Annotated in this window: 14 protein-coding genes; 7 read left to right on the plus strand and 7 right to left on the minus strand. The window is 63.4% G+C overall.

The features are described 5' to 3' along the window. The first annotated feature begins 76 nt into the window (after positions 1-76). Positions 77-862 (plus strand): enoyl-CoA hydratase, encoded by a 786-nt coding sequence (locus PP4_RS13710; RefSeq protein WP_016499787.1) that lies wholly within the window; start codon positions 77-79, stop codon positions 860-862. Positions 863-973: 111 nt separating this feature from the next. Here PP4_RS13710 and PP4_RS13715 read toward each other — a convergent pair whose 3' ends face one another. The 7 genes from PP4_RS13715 to PP4_RS13745 form a co-directional block, all read right to left on the minus strand. Continuing rightward, positions 974-2608 (minus strand): FadD3 family acyl-CoA ligase, encoded by a 1635-nt coding sequence (locus PP4_RS13715; RefSeq protein WP_049824892.1) that lies wholly within the window; start codon positions 2606-2608, stop codon positions 974-976. A gap of 21 nt (positions 2609-2629) precedes the next feature. Next, positions 2630-3658, minus strand: a complete 1029-nt coding sequence (locus PP4_RS13720; RefSeq protein WP_016499789.1) for a ferredoxin--NADP reductase — start codon at positions 3656-3658, stop codon at positions 2630-2632. Further along, positions 3655-5349, minus strand: a complete 1695-nt coding sequence (locus PP4_RS13725) for an FAD-binding protein (protein ID WP_016499790.1) — start codon at positions 5347-5349, stop codon at positions 3655-3657. The genes PP4_RS13720 and PP4_RS13725 overlap by 4 nt, the downstream gene beginning before the upstream one ends. A gap of 9 nt (positions 5350-5358) precedes the next feature. After that, entirely contained in the window at positions 5359-7068 is a 1710-nt protein-coding gene (locus PP4_RS13730; RefSeq protein WP_016499791.1) for an FAD-dependent oxidoreductase, read from the minus strand. 90 nt (positions 7069-7158) lie between these two features. After that, positions 7159-8346, minus strand: a complete 1188-nt coding sequence (locus PP4_RS13735) for an acyl-CoA dehydrogenase family protein (RefSeq protein ID WP_016499792.1) — start codon at positions 8344-8346, stop codon at positions 7159-7161. Positions 8347-8478: 132 nt separating this feature from the next. Next, positions 8479-10074: an amidase gene (locus PP4_RS13740; RefSeq protein ID WP_016499793.1), complete on the minus strand. Its 1596-nt coding sequence runs from the start codon at positions 10072-10074 to the stop codon at positions 8479-8481. A 60-nt stretch (positions 10075-10134) separates the two neighbouring features. Next, complete coding sequence (locus tag PP4_RS13745) at positions 10135-11571, minus strand: aldehyde dehydrogenase family protein (protein ID WP_016499794.1); 1437 nt, start codon at positions 11569-11571, stop codon at positions 10135-10137. Between the two features lie 217 nt (positions 11572-11788). Here PP4_RS13745 and PP4_RS13750 point away from each other — a divergent pair, with 217 nt between their 5' ends. The 6 genes from PP4_RS13750 to PP4_RS13775 all read left to right on the plus strand — a co-directional run bounded on the left by PP4_RS13750 (position 11789) and on the right by PP4_RS13775 (position 17848). Beyond that, positions 11789-12769 carry a flavin reductase gene (locus PP4_RS13750; protein ID WP_016499795.1) on the plus strand — a complete coding sequence of 327 codons (981 nt, stop codon included), beginning with the start codon at positions 11789-11791 and terminating at the stop codon, positions 12767-12769. Positions 12770-12811: 42 nt separating this feature from the next. After that, positions 12812-13585 carry a glucose 1-dehydrogenase gene (locus PP4_RS13755; protein ID WP_016486814.1) on the plus strand — a complete coding sequence of 258 codons (774 nt, stop codon included), beginning with the start codon at positions 12812-12814 and terminating at the stop codon, positions 13583-13585. A 68-nt stretch (positions 13586-13653) separates the two neighbouring features. Continuing rightward, positions 13654-14445 carry a fumarylacetoacetate hydrolase family protein gene (locus PP4_RS13760; RefSeq protein WP_016499796.1) on the plus strand — a complete coding sequence of 264 codons (792 nt, stop codon included), beginning with the start codon at positions 13654-13656 and terminating at the stop codon, positions 14443-14445. A 38-nt stretch (positions 14446-14483) separates the two neighbouring features. Next, a complete protein-coding gene (locus tag PP4_RS13765) occupies positions 14484-15413 on the plus strand; it encodes an acetaldehyde dehydrogenase (acetylating) (RefSeq protein ID WP_016499797.1) in 930 nt (309 codons plus the stop codon). A gap of 10 nt (positions 15414-15423) precedes the next feature. Then, complete coding sequence (dmpG, locus tag PP4_RS13770; RefSeq protein ID WP_016499798.1) at positions 15424-16455, plus strand: 4-hydroxy-2-oxovalerate aldolase; 1032 nt, start codon at positions 15424-15426, stop codon at positions 16453-16455. Positions 16456-16522: 67 nt separating this feature from the next. Beyond that, positions 16523-17848 carry a spinster family MFS transporter gene (locus tag PP4_RS13775; RefSeq protein WP_016499799.1) on the plus strand — a complete coding sequence of 442 codons (1326 nt, stop codon included), beginning with the start codon at positions 16523-16525 and terminating at the stop codon, positions 17846-17848. The last annotated feature ends 49 nt before the right edge of the window (positions 17849-17897 follow it).

The following is a 17897-nucleotide window of genomic DNA, read 5'->3' on the forward strand; positions in this document are numbered from 1 at the left end:
ATGAAGCGTGGCGTGGCGCTGGCAACAATCCGCGCAATGGCGCCCGCTCTGCGGTGCCTACTGCCAGAGGTTGATCATGTCCGATTCACTTACCGCGCCGGTGCTGCTGGAGTACCCGGCCCCAGGGGTTGCCTTGGTGCGGCTCAACCGCCCGCACGCCACCAATGCCCTGAGCCTGGAGCTGCAGGCGCTGCTGTCGCACTACTTCATTGAGCTGGGGAGCAATGCTGATGTGCGCTGCATTCTGCTGACCGGTGGCGACAAGGTGTTCGCCGCCGGGGGCGATATCAACAGCCTGGCCGGGGTGGGTCCGATTGATATCTATCAGCGCCACACCGAGCGGGTCTGGGCGCCGATCCAGCACTGCCCCAAACCTGTGATCGCGGCGGTATGCGGTTATGCCTATGGCGGTGGCTGCGAGCTGGCGATGCTCGCCGATATCATTGTTGCCGGGCAGAGTGCACGCTTCTGCCAGCCGGAGATCAAGATCGGGATCATGCCCGGGATTGGCGGCACCCAGCGTTTGGTGAGGGCGGTCGGCAAAGCCAAGGCGATGCGAATGGCGCTGACCGGTCAGCCGATCACGGCTGAGGAGGCCTGGATTTCAGGGCTGGTCAGTGAGGTGGTGGCCGATGATCAGGTGCTCGCTCACGGCTTGAAGTTGGCGCAGGTGGTTGCGGCAATGCCGCCGTTGGCTGCCGAGCAGATCAAGGAAGTGATTCTTGCGGGGATGGATGCGCCCCTGGAAGCGGGTTTGGCGCTGGAGCGCAAGGCCAATGCGTTGTTGTTTGCCTCACGTGACCAGAAGGAAGGCATGCAGGCGTTCATTGATAAGCGGCCTGCCCGCTTTGAAGGCCATTGATAGAGGTGCCGGCCCAGCGCCAATGAACGCTTCAGGGGCCCTACGCTGAACTTCGGGCCCCCTCGCTGCTGCGGTGCTACACGATATCACTGCAGTTCAATGAGGGCCTCATCACGAGGCCCGCCCGCCCTCAGCCTGCAGAACCGCCTGACGCAGCTCTGGTTTGACCACCTTGTTCGAGGCATTCACCGGCAATGATTCAAAGAAGTGAACCTGTCGCGGCACTTTGTAGTTGGCCATCCGCTCTCTGGCCCAGGCGATCAGAGACGGCTCATCCAGCTGCTGGCCTGCACGCAATACCACGCAGGCACACCCCACCTCCCCCATGCGCTCATCCGCAACCCCGATCACCGCTACCTGCGCGATGGCCGGATGCTCGATCAAACCAGCCTCTATCTCTGCCGGATAGCAATTGAAGCCACCGACAATGAACATATCCTTGAGGCGGTCAGTAATCTGCAGGTTGCCATGCACATCCAGATTGCCAATATCGCCCGTGTGTAGCCAACCCTCGGCATCAATGGCCTGCGCCGTCGCTTGCGGGTCATTGAAATAACCCCGCATCACATGAAAACCGCGCAGGCAGATTTCCCCCGACACGCCCGTGGCGACCGGTTGGTTATCTGCCGAACGAATGCACACCTCGGTGCCATCGATGGCCCGGCCACTGGTGCCGGCAACAATGTCGGCGGGGTCATCCGGGTTGCAGATGGTCGCCAGGCCGCCACACTCGGTCAGGCCATAGGCGGTGGTCACCACATCTACCCCCAGCTCGCGACGCATGCGCTCGATCAACACCGGCGGGATCGTCGAGGAACCGGTCACAGCGATGCGCAAGCTGGACAAATCAGTCTGGGCCAGGCGCGGGTGGGCCAGCATCGACAAGTACAGCGTGGGTGGCCCTGGCAGCACGCTGATGCGCTCCGCGGCGATACGCTGGAATACAGCTTCGGCATCGAACACCGCATGCGGCAGGATAGTCGCGCCAGCCAGCAGGCAGGTCAGCCATCCGGCCTTGTAGCCAAAGGCATGAAAAAACGGGTTGATGATCAGGTAACGATCACCCGGCTGCAGGCCAATGACCCGCACATATTCGTGGTACGCCCGCAGGTTCTGCCCATGGGCACTCATCACACCCTTGGGTTTGCCGGTGGTGCCGGAGGTAAACAGCAAGTCGGACAAGTCCCGCGGGCCAACCGCCACCGCACGCTGGCGGGCTTGCAGCTCACTGACAGACTCGCCCCTGGCGAGAAAACCGGCCCAATCCAGGTCGCTGGCCAACTGCGGCGGCTGTGTACCGAACACCACCAGTTGTTCAAGGCTGGCCGGACGTAGCGGCGCCAGCATGGCCGGGTAGTCCAGCCCCAGAAATACCCCTTGCGTCAACAGCACCCGCGCCTGGCTGCGCGCCAGGATATCGGCCGCCTCGGCGCCTTTCATGCGGGTATTGATCGGCACCAGCACAGCCCCTGCGCAATGCACGCCCAAGGCGGCGACCACCCAGTCGCGGCAATTGGGTGCCCAGATCGCCACGCGGTCGCCCGCCTCGATCCCCAGAGCCATCAGGCTGCGGCAGACACCCAGCGCCAACCCCGGCAAATCCCGGTAATCAGTGACACTGCCGTCTTCCTCGATCGCTGCCCGACCGGCAAAGCGTTCGGCACTGGCGAACAACAAGGCAGGAATCGATAAAGGCAACAAGTTCCAGGCATGGACGCTGCCCGGTAATGCTGAACATGCAGTCATAGTGACAAACTCGCCATCGGGTTATTCGGGAAAGAGCACCCGCAGGTGCTCGCTGCGGGCCAGGGACTGGCAAGCCAGTGTCCAGCCCTGGTCCATCTCCTGCTGGTCAAGGGCATCGTTGCGCAACATCTGCACCTCACCCCGTTCAACCGTGCACATGCAGGTGGCACAGGAGCCGACCAGACAAGAACTTGGCGGGTTCAGGCCGGCCCGGCGCATGGCGTTGAGCAGGGTTTCGCCTTCGGCGCAGGGCACCTCGAACTCTTCACCGTCCAGGCGCACCGAAAGCTGGCTGCTCGGGTGGCGGGTATCGACGGCAGCCGGTACTGCGACTTCGCCCTCTTCGGGCAGCGAGACAAACCGCTCGACATGGACCTGCGCACTCGGCATGCCTAACGCCTGCAAGGCAGCGACGGCAGCATCCATGAACGGTCCAGGACCGCAGATGAACGCCTCGGCACTGACGAACGGGCGCGCCAGCTCGGCCAACTGGCTCACCGACGCAATGCCCTGCACCGAGTCGAGCCAGTGGATCACTTGCAGGCGCTGTGGGTGCGCGCTGGCCAGGGCCTTGAGCGAGTCACGGAATATCACCGACGCTTCGTCCCGGTTGGCGTAGATCAGCAGAATGCGCCCAGTGCCCGCCAACAGCGCCGAGCGCAGGATGGACAGCACCGGGGTGATGCCACTGCCGCCGCCGAACAGCAGCAGATCGGTGTCCAGCTGGCGCGGCACAAACACCCCGGCCGGCGCCAGCACCTGCAAGGTATCGCCCGCCTGCACGGCGTCACAGAGCCAGTTCGACGCGCGTCCGTCGCGCACCCGTTTGATCGTGACCCGCAATGGCTCATCGAGCAGTGGCGTGCTCGACAGAGAGTAACAGCGCGGCAACCACCCCCCCTGGTGAGGCACACGCAGGGTCAGAAACTGCCCAGGTCGATAGCGCAAGCGCTCGGCAAGCGCTTCTGGCAGCTCGAACTCCAGGGAGCGGCTGTCGGCGGTCTCTTCAATCACGCGGGTTACACGTACTGACAGGTAATCCAGGCTCATATCAATTGCTCGCTGGGTTCGATTTCGACGTCAGCCGTGGCCGCGGTCAACGACCTCCCGGCACGTCGCCCGGAAAACACACAATCGGCCAGCGACAGGCCGCTGACGTACAAGTGGCAAGGAATGCCGATGGCGGTACGGCCGGCGGCGTACAAACCGGGTATCGGCAGGCCTTGAGGGCCCAGCACCGCGCCGCTGTCTTCATTGACCTTGAGGCCGCCGAGGGTCAACGCCCCGAGGGGGAACAGCGGGTTGCTGACAGAAATGTCACAGGCATAGTAAGGGCCCTGATCGAGTACCTGACGGCTGCTTTGCGACTTGCCGAAGGCATCCTCGGCGTCCCCCCGGGCGGCTGCGTTGTAGGCGTGCAATGCGCTGCGCAATACATCAGCACGCATGCCCGTGGCCTTGGCCAACTGCTCGATGCTCTGGCCCTTGCGCACACCGCGCAGCATCAGCAGCAATGCCGGCAAGCTCTGGAACCACCAGTAACCGTCGAACAGCGCTTGCTTGATCGATTGCTTTCGCAGGCGTGCGTCCAGCACCAGCCAGGCCTTGCCGCCCTGCTCTTCACACAGGGGCTGGCCCAGGGTGGCGCCGTATACTTCTTCGTTGACGAAGCGCTGCCCGAGGGTGTTGACCACAATGCCCTTGGGCCAGCACAACGGTGGGTTGATAAACCGCCAGGCCGACACCCGATGCAATCGGTCGCTGACCCCACCGACACTCACGCCCAGGCGTACGCCACTGCCATCGCAGCCAGTCGCGCCGACTTTGAAGTTGCGGCGAAACTTGGGGGCATGCTCGCTGACCATCTCACGGTTGAAGATGAAGCCACCGGTGCTCAGCACTACACCACGCCGGGCGCGCACCAGCCGCGGCCGGGCAAAGTCGAGTTCCAGCTGGCGCACGCGTTTGCGCAAGGTATCGCAGTAGCGTGGGGCAAAGTTCTGCAGCCGTTCGGCACGCGCAGCCAACTTGGCATGTAACCGCGCCTGGGCACTTCCGGCCGGCAGGCACCACAGTTCCACGCCGACAACCCTGCCCGTGTGATCGCTCACCAGACGCCGCGCAGCGGATTGAACTTGCGGCCGCACACCGTTGCGCAGGCAAGCAGCCTTCAGGTGCGCGTACAGCACCGCACCACATTGGCCCTTGCCTACCGTGCGATGGCCACGCGGGGCAGGCGGCAACTCGCTACGGTGCGACGGCACCAGCTCATTGCCGGAGTAATACAGAAACTGGCCATCGGCTGGATACGAGGTTTTGCCGCCGGGCGGCATACTGTGGGCATAAGGCACGCCATGGCCCTCGAGCCAGGCCAGGTTGGTGGCACTGTCCTGGCAAAAACGCCGCAACGTAGTATCGGCGACGACACCCTGGGTTTCGTGCTTGAGATAGGCGAACATCGCCTCGGGCGTGTCGCTAAAGCCTGCGGCCTGCTGCTGGCGGGTGCCACCGCCGGCATACACTACGCCACCGCTCTTGGCGCTGGCGCCGCCGCCGGTGAAACGGTCGGCGACCAGCACGTCAGCGCCCTGGGCGCGTGCCTCAAGGGCAGCGCAGGCGCCGGCTGCCCCCCAGCCGATCACCAGCACATCACAGTGGTCATCCCAGAGCATGGCGTCGGCATCAGCCACCTGCAACGCCGGCTGGATATCGGTACATGTCGATTTGACAGCGGCTGGCATGGCAACTCCTCAACGATTGGCAGCAATGTGATGGGCTGCGATATAGCCGAACGTCATGGCCGGCCCCAGGGTGCCCCCCGCACCGGGATAGCTGGTGCCCATGACCGACGCCGAGCAGTTGCCAATGGCATACAGGCCAGGAATGACCTCGCCGTCCTGGCTCACAACCTGGGCGTGTTCGTTGGTCAATAGCCCACCTTTGGTGCCGATATCGCCGGCGTCCAGGCGCATCGCGTAGTACGGCCCCTTGCTCAGGGGCGCCAGGCACGGGTTGGGTTTGACGTTGCTGTCGCCGTAGTACCGGTCGAAAACGTTGCCGCCACGGCCGAAGTCGGCATCGACGCCGCTGCGGGCGTAGGCGTTCATCTTCTGCACGGTCTGCTCGAGCCCTGCGCGGTCGACGCCAATCTGCGCCGCCAGCGCCGCCAGGCTGTCAGCCTTGAAATACAAGGTATTGAGCCATTCCTTGCGCAGTCGGCTGTCGGGCATGACCTGGGCCGGCATCAACGGCCCCATGGCGTAGTTGAAGCGAAAATGGCCATCGAAGATCACCCAGGATGGGATCGACTTGCCGCCGGTGTGCTGGTTATCGCGGTACATGGCGTCGACAAATTCCAGGTACGGCGCAGCCTCATTGACAAAGCGCCGGCCCAGGCTGTTGACCACGATGGCACCAGGGAACGCCCGCTCGGCAAATACCCCACGGGGTTTGTCTTCGCCGGGCACGGTAATGGTCGGCGCCCACCAGGCCCAATCCATCAGGGCGGTCGCCGCACCCAGTTCGATACCGGCTTGCAACGCAGCACCGGTGTTATTGCCCGGTGGCGTGGCGCTCCAGTCACGCAGGGTCGGCTGCGGTAGATAGCGCTCGCGCAACACCTGGTTCTGTTCAAACCCCCCGGAGCCGAAGATCACCGCATGGCGGGCATGCAGCTGCAGCGTCTGCCCGTCACGACAAACCTGCATGCCAATGACCCGGCCGTTTTCGGTGATCAGGTTCTGGAAGTCGGTGTTCAACCACAGTGGAATGTTGCGGTCCATCAGCGAACGGCGCAACGAGGCGACCAGCGCACTGCCCAAGGCGGCGCGGCGGTCGCGCCGGCTTTTGCGGCGCCATTTGAAGTCGAGCTTGTAGCGCAGCATCAGGCCGAGAATTAGCAGGCGCCAGCCAAAGGAGCGCGACATGGCCTTGTGCGCATGCCGTGCGGTCCAGGCGATGCGCCCCATCAGCAGTGTCGAGGGTGACGGTGTGCGCAGGTTGGCCAGTTCATCACCGAGCAGGCTGGTATCGAACAGTTCCGGGTCGAGGGTGCGCCCACCGGCCAGCGAGCCTGGCAGTTGCGGATAGTAGTCCGGGTACTTCGCCGCCACGGCGTAGCGCACATGGCTGTTGTCCACCAGGGCCCGGATCATCTGCGGCGCGTGCTTGACGTAGGCACGCAAGCGCTTGTCATCGCCATGCTCACCAGTGGCAGCTTTGAGGTACTGCAGGGCCAGCTCCACACTGTCGCCACCGCCTTTGGCGGCAAAGTAGTGGTTATTGGGAATCCAGATGCCGCCGCCGGAGATCGCCGACGTACCGCCGAACTTGTCGCTTTTCTCGACAACCAGTACCGATAGACCCTGCTCGGCAGCAAACAGCGCCGAGGTCATCGCACCGGCGCCGGAGCCGACGACGATCACGTCGTAGTGTGAAACAGGCTGAGCTTTAGCTGTCATTGTTGTTGTGCCTTGGCTGTGATCGGAAATATCCCGGCGTGCCGGCCAGGGGTGCGCATACCCGGGCCTGCAGCCAGGCCCGGGCACGGCTCATACGTAAGGATCAGGGTTGGGCAGGCCCAGTTGCACGGCGCCAAGGCTGCGGCTGAAGGCCATGTAGTTGTTGGCGATATGACCACGTGCCTGGTGCAGGTCGCGGAACAGGCGCGCCACAGGGTTGGTGTTGTACAGCCCGGAAGCGGCCATACAGCGCAGCAGTTCGTTGACCTTCTCGGCGCAGATATTGGTCACATAGGAGGATTGGTAGCGGTACAGCAGGCGGGTTTCCACGTCCGGGTACTCACCCGCTTCAGCCAGCGCCATCAGGTGCGCGTAGTTGCGCTCCAGCACCAGCCTCAGGCTGTCGACGATGATCGTCGCCTCGGCAACGGTGGTTTGCGCCACCGGGTCATCGGCGGTTTTCATGCCGTGCTTGCCGATGTGCGCAGCGGCATTGGCACGAAATTCGTTGATCGCCCCCTGCAAGGCACCGATGGCCGATGAGGACACAGCGCGCGTGAACACCTGGGCGAAAGGAATGGCATAAATCGGATTGGTGTTCACCAGGCGTCCTGGCGTCGCCTCCAGCGTGCAGTTATTGGTGCGTTGCACGCGGTGTGCCGGCACGAAGGCATCTTCGACCACAATGTCGTGGCTGCCGGTGCCGCGCAGGCCCAGCACGTCCCAGTTGTGCTCGATACGGTAGTCGCTGCGCGGGATCAGGAAGGTGCCGTGCTCTGCTGCACGGTCGCTATCGGCGGGCAGCACACCACCAAGGAAACACCATTGGCAGTGTTCGCTGCCGCTGGAAAAGCCCCAGCGACCACTGATGCGATAACCGCCTTCAACCACGGTTACCTTGGCCACGGGCATGTAGGTGGACGAGATCAGGGTCGTATGATCCTGGCTCCATACATCGCGCTGGGCCTCGATCGGGTAACGCGCCAGCTGCCAGGGGTGTACGCCCATCACGCCATAAATCCATGCTGTGGACATGCAGCCCTCGGCGAGGATCATCTGGATTTCGAAAAACGTCCGCGGATCGACCTCGTAGCCGCCAAACGCACGTGGTTGCAAGGCCCGCAACAAGCCGGCCTGTTGCAATTCGAAGATGGTTTCGTCAGGTACCCGGAACTCGCGGTCAGCGCGCGCGGTGCGGCTTTTGAGCGCCGGCACCAGGCGCCGGGCGTGTTCAAGCAGTTCGATTTCTTCCGGCGTTCTTACTCGCATGCTGTCCATCCGTTCGTTCTCCCAATCTCGTTGCGCGGTTGCGCGAGTCTTGGTTGATGATCGAATGCAGCAGGCGAATATTCATCGTCAAAGCGGACTAGGGAAACACAGCACGGCGCCGTCCCTGGCGCCTTTTCAGGTTCAGATCGCGGCGCGCCTGGCGGCCCACGGGCGGTCCTGCTCCAGCTGCGAGGCCAGGCGCAATAGCACGTCTTCCCCGCCCAGGCGAGCGGTGAACATCATGCCTACTGGCAGGCCGTTGTCACTCATGCCCAACGGCAAGGAAATTGCCGGCTGGCCGCTGACGTTGGCCAGCACGGTGAATGCGGCACTGCCCATGGCCTTGCGGGCGTAACTTTCGTAAGGCTGGTTGAGCGAGAGCTCGCCCAAGGCCGGTGTCAGGCTGGCGGTCACCGGTGAGAGGATCACATCAAAGCGCTCGAACTGCTGTTCCATGGCCATGCTGATGTCTTCAAACGCATGCCGGGCACGGACTACGCCCTCACCTGTGGCCTTCGCTGCGCGCTCCAGCACACCAAAGGTGATGCTTTCTAGGTCCTGCGGCCCTAACGCGCGGCCCAGGGCTTTCTCCCGGTCGTTAACCGTGACCAGCAACGAGTTGCCGATAGCCACGCCGTGGGCGCCGAACAGCTGCTGGGCCTGAATTGGCAAGCGCAGTTCTTCCACCTCGTGGCCAAGGCCCAGCAATTGCTTGATGGTGTCCTCCAGAACCTTGGCAATCGCCGGGTCCAGCGGTGCCCCTGTCAGCGATTCGCGCACCAGTGCAACCCGTAAACGGCCCGGGTCACGGCCCAGCTCCTCAACGTAGGGACGCACCAGCGGTGAGCTCCAGTACGGGCTCCCTGGTTCGTGACCCTGACCGGCATCAAGAAACAACGCGGTATCGCGCACGCTGTGCGAGACCATGTTGGCGACACTGGCGCCAAACGAGCCTTCCAGGCGTGCCGGCCCGCTGGGCGTGCGGTAGCGTGTCGGTTTGAGGCCGACCAGCCCACAGTAAGACGCCGGGATCCGGATCGAGCCGCCACCGTCGGTGGCATGGGCGACCGGGACGATACCGGCGGCCACCGCCGCAGCGGAACCACCGGACGAACCACCCGAGCTCAACGCCAGATTCCAGGGGTTGCGGGTCTGCCCCCATGCCAACGACTCGGTGGTGGTGGTCAGGCCGAACTCCGGGCTGGTGGCTTTACCGAAAGGCACTGCCCCGGCGGCTTCATAACGGCGGATCAAGGTGCTGGTAATGCTCGACGGTGGCGCGTCCTTGAACAGCCGGCTGCCGTTGCTGGTGGTCGTGCCCTGCAAGTAGGTGTTGAGGTCCTTGAGCAGGATCGGCACGCCCGCCAGCGAGCCCTGGGCCAGGGTCCCGGCCTTCTGCCTGGCCGCCAGCAACGCGCGGGCATAATCGTCATGGCGCATGTTGACTGCATTGATCTTCGGGTTCACCAGGTCACAACGGGCGAATGCTGCGCCGAGCAAGTCTTCGGCACTGAAGTGGCCGGCCTGCAAGCCCTTGGCCATGGCCCAGGCATCCAGGCCCAGGTAATCGCTGGCCGACAAGCCGCCTGCGGCCCGGGCATCGGCAAAGCGCCCCAGTAGCCCGACGCCCAGCGCCACCGCGCCGGCCTTGAGCACCTGCCGGCGCGGCCATCCGTCAGCGGCGTCGGCACCCGCTGGGGCAAGCGTGTCGGCCAGTGGCAATGCGTTTTTTTCCATGTGCAGAATTCCGTTTTTTATTGTGTCTGTTCGATTCGCTCAGCGCGCCGGTTTCCCCGATCAGTACGGGGTGATCTGCGCTTTCATCGCGGCCAGGAAGTGTTCGCTGTAAGGCGGTAGCAGGCCCCATTCACCGCGCGGATCATGTTCGGGCGCCTTGAGTACTGTGCGCAGGTGGCTGAACTCGATAAAGCCTTCGCGACCGTGGTAGTGGCCCATGCCTGACCCGCCAACCCCACCGAACGGGGCATCATGCAAGGCGGCATGCATCATCACATCGTTGAGGGTGACACCGCCGGACAATGTGTGCTCCAGCACCTGGCGCAGCTCCCTGGCGTCGCTGCCAAAGTAGTAAAGGGCCAAAGGCCGCGGGCGCGCGTTGATCTGGGCGATGACTTGGTCAACCTCATCAAAAGGCAGAACCACCATTGCCGGGCCGAAGATTTCTTCATGCAGAATCAGGCTGCCTTGGGGCGGGTCGATCACCAGTTGCAGCGGTCGGCGGCGGTTTTGCTCATCAGCCGCTTGCGCGTAGGGTAGGCTCACTACCCGGGCACCGGCTTGAAGCGCCTGCTGAACCAGGTTTTCAACACGGGACAGGTGTTGGGCATTGACCACCGCGACCACGTCCGGGTTGTCGCTCACCTCAGGGATGAACTGGCGGTAAGCGCTGGCAAAGGCCTCAAGAAAGGTTTCCAGCTGCTCGCGTGGCACGTAGACCAGGTCCGGGTTGATGCAGACCTGGCCACTGTTGGTGGTCTTGGAAAGCGCAATACGAAACGCTGCGGTGCCCAGGTCGGCGCTGCGGGCGACGATGACCGGCGACTTTCCGCCCAGTTCCAGCGTCAACGGCACCAGGTGCTCGGCCGCGTTACGCATCACGGACCTGGCCACCGCGGTACTGCCGGTAAACACCAGGTGGTCGAACGGCTGTGCGGTGAAGGCCTGGGCCAGGTCGGCGCCACCGGTGACCACAGCCACTTCGAGAGGATCGAACGCCTCGGCAAACAGCTTCGCCACCAGCGCAGCAGTGCGTGGCACCACCTCTGAAGGCTTGAGGATCGCCCGGTTACCCGCCGCCAACGCCGAAGCCAGGGGGCTGAGCAAGGTATACAGGGGGGCGTTCCAGGTGCCCAGAATGCCCACCGTACCCTTGGGCTGATACATCACCCAGGCCTCGGCGCCCAGCTGATCGTAAGGGCTGAAGACGGGCCGCGGCTCATCCTGCATCCATCCTTCGAGGTGGTCGCGCGCGTGCTTGAGCGACCCCAGCGAACCCAGCACATCATTCATCAACGAAAAACCCTGGGGGCGGCCGCCAAAGTCGGCGTCCATCGCCTCGGCCAGCGCTTCGTGGTGCGCCACCAGCATGTCGATCACCCGCTGGATCCGCGCGCGGCGGGCCACGGCAGTGACAGCCCCTTGAGCGTTGAATGCAGCCTTTTGTTCACGCAGCAAGGCCGACAGCGTGTCGACGGAAGAATTTGCACAACTCATTGGTGCCTCCTCAACTGAACAAGGGCCAGCATGTCGCCTCTGTGCCCACCATGGCCGTCGTTGCACGACGCCCTGCCCCGCAAACTAGCCCCAGACCCCGGAGACCGCCTCGTCCAAGTGGACGATCGAGCCAAAAACGTTAGTCCGTTGAGACGATGCTAAGCCCCGTGACGCTGGGAATACTGCCAGCACGCACACTCATTCCATGAGGCCCATCATGGCAACGCCCGCCTGTTTCGACCCTCAAGCGTTTCGCGCCGCGCTCGGCACCTTTACCACGGGAGTGACCATCATCACTACCCAGGCCGAAGACGGCTCGCCGGTTGGCATCACCGCCAACAGCTTCAACTCGGTCTCGCTCAACCCACCTCTGGTGCTCTGGAGTCTGTCCAAGAACGCCCGCAGTCTGCCGGTGTTCAGCGGTGGTCGCCACTGGAACGTGCACGTTTTGTCGACGGAGCAGGAAACCCTGTCCGGCCGTTTTGCACGCCAAGGGGAAGACAAGTTCTCCGAGATCCAGCTCGACACCGGCATCAGCGAGGCACCGCTGCTGCAAGACTGTACGGCGCGCTTCCAATGCCGTACGGCCTTCCAGTATGAGGGCGGCGACCATGTCATCTTCGTCGGCGAGGTGCTCGCCTTCGACCATAGCGATCGCGCGCCGCTGGCCTTCCAGAGTGGCCAGTACGCCCTGGCAATGCGCAAACCGCGCAACGAGCTGCGCCTGGCAACCACCCCGCCACCGCCCGAGTGCAGTTATACCGAAGACTTGCTCGGCTACCTGCTCGGGCGCTCGCACTACCAGATGCTGTTTGCACTGCGCCGTCTGCTGAAGAACCAGCAGCTCGATGAACACGCGTTCTTCATCCTCTCCACCCTGTGCATTCGGGACAACCTGACCCTGGACGAGATCAACGCCTTCGTCGGCTACACCGGCCATGTGGTCAGCGCCACCAGCATGCGCTTCCTGGAACGCCAGAACCTGGTCGCCCGTGAGCTTGATAATGAGCAGGTCCGCTATGTACTCACAGCCGACGGGCGGGAGGCTTCGTTGCAGGAGGTGGCCCTGGCCAAAGCCGTCGAGGAGGATATCGCTGCCCGTCTCGGCGCCGGTGACAGCCAGGCACTCAAGGTGTTGCTCAAGCGCCTGATCGCCACCTCCGACCCGGGCTTGCCGGACCTGTGGGCGCCGCGCTAAGCACTGTGACTTCCCTGAACCATTAGAACAACAAGGACAGCCATGAGCATTCTGCAACGCTTCAACCTCACTGGCAGTGTCGCCATTGTCACCGGCAGCGGCCGCGGCATCGGTCGCGCCATTGCCTTGGCCTACGCCGATGCTGGCGCAGATGTGGTCTGCAGCGCCCGTTCGCTGGCAGATGTCGAGGCCGTCGCCGAAGAGGTACGCAGCCGAGGGCGGCGCGCCCTGGCCCTGAGCTGCGATGTCACCGACAGCGAACAGCGCTGCGCCTTGGTCGCCAACGCCGCCGAACAGCTGGGGCGCATCACCCATCTGGTCAACAATGCCGGGGGCGGCGGCCCCAATGACCCGCTGAAGATGAGCCCGCAAGACTTCGAGCAGGTGTTGAGCTTCAACGTCAGCGCCGCCTATGCCCTTTCACAGCTCTGCGTTCCCCTGATGCGCGACGCCGGGGGCGGCAACATCATCAACATTACCTCGGTCGCCGCCCGTTATGCCCAGCGCCATTTCAGCGCCTATGGCACCGCCAAGGCTGCCCTGACTCACTTGACGCGCCTGCTGGCACAAGAGTTTGCGCCGCAGATCCGGGTCAATGCGGTGGCGCCAGGGCCAATCCTGACCGACGCCCTGGCCGGGGTCATGCCCGATGCCATGCGCAAAACGATGGAAAGCAACACCCCGCTCAAATGCCTGGGCCAACCAGAGGACATCGCAGCCGCGGCCCTTTACCTGGCAAGCCCCGCCTCGGCCTGGGTCACCGGCAAGATCATCGATGTCGATGGCGGCGCCGATTCCAGTGTCTGGCCGGGTTGAGGCCTTTTTGCCGGGCGTGCCTGCAGCTGGCCCGGCCTGTTATCCACTTGCCACAGAGCGACCTCCCTATGGATGCGCAACTGATTGAAACACTGGGCGACGAGCTGTTCCATGCCCTGAACGCACGCCAGAGCCTGCCCCCGCTGACCCAACGTTACCCGGCCATCAGCCTTGACGACGCCTACCAGATTTCCCGGAGATTTCTGGCGCGTCGCGAAGCGGTGGGCGAGCAAGTGATCGGCAAGAAAATCGGGGTGACCAGCCGCGCCGTGCAAGAAATGCTCGATGTGCATCAGCCCGATTTTGGTTTTCTAACCGACCGTATGCAGGTTGCCGATGGCAACGACATCAGCTTTGCTGCCCACCATCTGGTACAGCCACGGGCCGAAGGCGAGATTGCCTTTGTACTGGGCGAAGACCTGCAAGGTACGGATATCACCGCCAACGATGTGCTGGCGGCCAGCGAGTGGGTTATGCCGTGCTTCGAAATTGTCGACTCGCGTATCGAGAACTGGCAGATCCGCATTCAGGACACCGTTGCCGACAACGCTTCATGCGGTGTTTTCGCCCTGGGCCAGCAGCGCGTCGATCCGCGTGAACTGGACCTGGCCGAGGTCAAGTTGCACCTGTTCAAGAACGGCCTGCCGGTGGGCAGCGGCCTGGGCTCGGCGGTGCAAGGCCACCCCTGCGCCGCCGTGGCCTGGCTGGCCAATACCCTGGGCCGACTGGGCATCCCGTTTCGCAAGGGCGAAATCATTCTGTCCGGCGCCCTCGCGCCACTGGTACCGGTTGCACCGGGTGACTTCGTCAGCCTGTCGCTGAGCGGCATGGGCGAGATGCACCTGAACTTCGTGCCCTGAGCCTGCGGCCGTTCCTTATTCCGATCGAGAACAATGCCATGAGTAAAAAGATAAAATGCGCCCTCATCGGGCCCGGCAACATCGGTACCGACCTGCTGTACAAGCTCAAGCGCAGTGAAGTACTGGAACCCGTCTGGATGGTGGGTATCGACGCCACCTCCGAAGGCCTTGCCCGCGCCGCCGCGCTGGGCCTGAAAACCACCAGCGAGGGCGTCGATGGCCTGCTACCGCATGTACTGGAAGACGGCATCCAGATCGCCTTCGATGCTACCTCCGCGTATGTGCATGCCGAAAACAGCCGCAAGCTCAATGCCTTGGGTGTGCTGATGATCGACCTGACTCCGGCAGCCATCGGCCCCTACTGCGTGCCACCGGTCAACCTGAAGCACAACCTTGGCCTGGGCGCGATGAACGTCAACATGGTGACCTGTGGCGGCCAGGCGACCATCCCGCTGGTGGCCGCGGTGTCCAGCGTGCAGCCGGTGGCCTATGCCGAGATCATTGCCACGGCGGCCTCGAAATCGGTCGGCCCGGGCACACGCAAGAACATCGATGAATTCACCCGCACCACCGCGGCGGCCGTGGAACAGGTTGGCGGCGCAAAAAAGGGCAAGGCAATCATTATCGTCAACCCCGCCGAGCCGCCGCTGATCATGCGCGACACCGTGCACTGCCTGACCGAAACCGAGCCTGACCAGGCAGCCATCACCGTCGCGATTGCCGACATGATCAAGCAAGTCCAGCGCTATGTGCCCGGCTACAAGCTGGTCAACGGCCCGGTGTTCGACGGTAACCGGGTATCGATTTTCATGGAAGTCGAAGGCCTGGGCGACTACCTGCCCAAGTATGCCGGCAACCTCGACATCATGACCGCCGCCGCCGCGCGCACCGCCGAGATGTTTGCCGAAGCAATGCTCAAAGGCGAGCTGACCCTGCGTGCCAGCACCCCACAACCTGCCATCGCCTAAGGAGCGCACCATGGACCTTCACGGCAAATCCATCACCGTCCACGACATGTGCCTGCGTGACGGCATGCACCCCAAACGCCACCAGATCACCCTGCAGCAAATGAAAGACATTGCCTGTGGCCTCGACGCCGCCGGTGTGCCGATGATCGAGGTGACCCATGGCGATGGCCTGGGTGGCAGTTCGGTGAACTATGGTTTTCCGGCGCACAGCGACGAGGCGTATTTGTCGGCGGTCATCCCGCTGATGAAAAACGCCAAGGTCTCCGCACTGCTGCTACCGGGCATCGGCACGGTCGATCACCTGCAGATGGCCTACGAACTGGGCGTCAGCACGATTCGCGTCGCCACTCACTGCACGGAAGCAGACGTGTCCGAACAGCACCTTGGCGCGGCCCGCAAGCTGGGCATGGACAGCGTCGGGTTCCTGATGATGGCCCATATGAACAGCCCGCAAGGCCTGGCCACCCAGGGCAAGCTGATGGAGAGCTACGGTGCCAATTGCATCTACATCACCGACTCGGCCGGCTACCTGCTGCCCCACGACGTCAGCGCGCGGGTCGCGGCGCTGCGTGCAGCGCTCAAGCCCGAGACTGAAATCGGCTTCCATGGCCATCACAACCTGTCGATGGGCGTATCCAACTCGATCGCGGCCATTGCCGCTGGCGCCACCCGTATCGATGCCGCTTGCGCAGGCTTGGGCGCCGGCGCCGGCAATACCCCCATGGAAGTACTGGTGGCCGTCTGCGACCGCATGGGCATCGAAACCGGCGTGAGTGTGTTTGGTATCCAGGACGTTGCCGAGGACCTGGTGGTGCCGATCATGGACTTCCCGATCCGCAGCGATCGCGATGCCCTGACCATGGGCTATGCCGGTGTCTACGGCTCGTTCCTGCTGTTTGCCAAGCGCGCTGAAAAAAAGTACGGCGTCCCCGCGCGGGAAATTCTTGTCGAAATGGGCCGGCGCGGCATGGTCGGCGGCCAGGAAGACATGATCGAAGACACCGCGATGACCCTGGCCAGGCAACGCCAAGCCAGCGCCTGACCGCTTCACGAGGCCCAGGCACAGCTTGGGCCATTGCCCATCTCTGCGGTTTGACCGGGAGTCATCCATGAGCAGTACGCACCCTCAACCCATCGGCTGGCGCAGCCATGGTCTGCTGTTTGTGCTCGCGATGATGTACGCCGACAACTTTGTCGGGCGGCAGATCATTGCCGTGATGATCGAACCGCTCAAACAAGAGTTCGGTGCCAGCGACACCGCCATGGGCCTGGTTTCGGGCCTGGCCTTCGCTGCCGTCTATGTGCTGCTGGGCCTGCCTGCCGGGCGCCTGGCCGATCGCCTGTCACGCACACGCCTGCTGGCCATCACCTGCTCGTTGTGGGCGCTGGCAACGGTGGCCTGCGGCCTCTCGACAAGCTTTGCGATGCTGGTGATCGCGCGCATGGCGGTAGCAGTCTTCGAGTCACCAAGCACCTCCACCTCGATGTCGATCATTGCCGATATCTACCCACCGCACCGGCGTTCTTTTGCCATCAGTTGCTACACCGCCGCGCCGACGTTCTCGACCATCGTTGCGCTTAGTGCCGGCGCCTGGGTGGTCGACCAATATGGCTGGCGCAGCGCTTTTTTTGCTGTCGCCCTGCCTTCCCTGCTGATCAGCGCGGTGTTTGCCTTTGTGATGCGCGACCCGGTACGTGGTCGCTTCGACCTCCCCCATAGCCACGCCAGCCAGGCTGCACCGCCCATTCAAAGCCTGCTGGGCAGTGCTCGTGCACTCATGGCACAGCCGGCCTACCGTTGCCTGGTACTGGCTTGCGGCATCACCACCTTCAGCGCCTACGCCTTTGCCATGTGGAATGCCAGCTTCCTGGTGCGATCGCATGACCTGCCCCTGCATTACGCCGGCCTCCTGGCCGGCCTGGTCGGCGGCACCTTTGCCGGGCTAGGGGCGTTGTTCAGTGGGTGGCTAACTGACCGCCTGGTGATCAGGAGCCAGCAGTGGCAAATCGGCATTCCGCTCATCGGCCATGTGGTCGGCAACTGCGCGTTGGTCATTTACCTGCTTTGGCCACGTGACATCCTGCTGCATGCGGGTGCAGTTCCGGTACCCAGCGCGATGCTCTGGTGCGCGCTGGGCAGCTTTTTCTCGGTATGGTGGGTGGGCCCGTGCTTCTCGTTGTTGACCCAGTTGGTGCCCGCCCACCGCCGGGCTACCGCCGTCGCCCTGCAGACCATCATCTCGACCTTGTGTGGGGTCGGTATCGGCCCATTGGCAACCGGGCTACTGAGCGATGTACTGATGCCATTGCTGGGAGACGAGTCGCTGCGCTACGCCCTGCTGCTGGTCAGTCTTACCATTGTCATACCGATCGTGCTGCTCTGGCGGACCTATCAACACCTGGCCGCGCCCTCGCGGCTTTCTGCCTATGCCTGAAACCTGAACATTGGCGCAGAATCGCCGATCAACTAGTTGAAACGGACGA

It is taken from the genome of Pseudomonas putida NBRC 14164, assembly GCF_000412675.1.
GTDB lineage: Bacteria > Pseudomonadota > Gammaproteobacteria > Pseudomonadales > Pseudomonadaceae > Aquipseudomonas > Aquipseudomonas putida.

What these genes read in the sequence shown, in the direction of transcription:
- PP4_RS13735 (WP_016499792.1), bottom strand. Translation starts at nt 8,346, where the DNA reads ATGGACAGCATGCGAGTAAGAACGCCGGAAGAAATCGAACTGCTTGAA.
- PP4_RS13740 (WP_016499793.1), bottom strand. Translation starts at nt 10,074, where the DNA reads ATGGAAAAAAACGCATTGCCACTGGCCGACACGCTTGCCCCAGCGGGT.
- PP4_RS13765 (WP_016499797.1), top strand. Translation starts at nt 14,484, where the DNA reads ATGAGTAAAAAGATAAAATGCGCCCTCATCGGGCCCGGCAACATCGGT.
- PP4_RS13755 (WP_016486814.1), top strand. Translation starts at nt 12,812, where the DNA reads ATGAGCATTCTGCAACGCTTCAACCTCACTGGCAGTGTCGCCATTGTC.
- PP4_RS13750 (WP_016499795.1), top strand. Translation starts at nt 11,789, where the DNA reads ATGGCAACGCCCGCCTGTTTCGACCCTCAAGCGTTTCGCGCCGCGCTC.
- PP4_RS13710 (WP_016499787.1), top strand. Translation starts at nt 77, where the DNA reads ATGTCCGATTCACTTACCGCGCCGGTGCTGCTGGAGTACCCGGCCCCA.
- PP4_RS13775 (WP_016499799.1), top strand. Translation starts at nt 16,523, where the DNA reads ATGAGCAGTACGCACCCTCAACCCATCGGCTGGCGCAGCCATGGTCTG.
- PP4_RS13725 (WP_016499790.1), bottom strand. Translation starts at nt 5,349, where the DNA reads ATGCCAGCCGCTGTCAAATCGACATGTACCGATATCCAGCCGGCGTTG.
- PP4_RS13720 (WP_016499789.1), bottom strand. Translation starts at nt 3,658, where the DNA reads ATGAGCCTGGATTACCTGTCAGTACGTGTAACCCGCGTGATTGAAGAG.
- dmpG (WP_016499798.1), top strand. Translation starts at nt 15,424, where the DNA reads ATGGACCTTCACGGCAAATCCATCACCGTCCACGACATGTGCCTGCGT.
- PP4_RS13730 (WP_016499791.1), bottom strand. Translation starts at nt 7,068, where the DNA reads ATGACAGCTAAAGCTCAGCCTGTTTCACACTACGACGTGATCGTCGTC.
- PP4_RS13760 (WP_016499796.1), top strand. Translation starts at nt 13,654, where the DNA reads ATGGATGCGCAACTGATTGAAACACTGGGCGACGAGCTGTTCCATGCC.
- PP4_RS13745 (WP_016499794.1), bottom strand. Translation starts at nt 11,571, where the DNA reads ATGAGTTGTGCAAATTCTTCCGTCGACACGCTGTCGGCCTTGCTGCGT.
- PP4_RS13715 (WP_049824892.1), bottom strand. Translation starts at nt 2,608, where the DNA reads ATGACTGCATGTTCAGCATTACCGGGCAGCGTCCATGCCTGGAACTTG.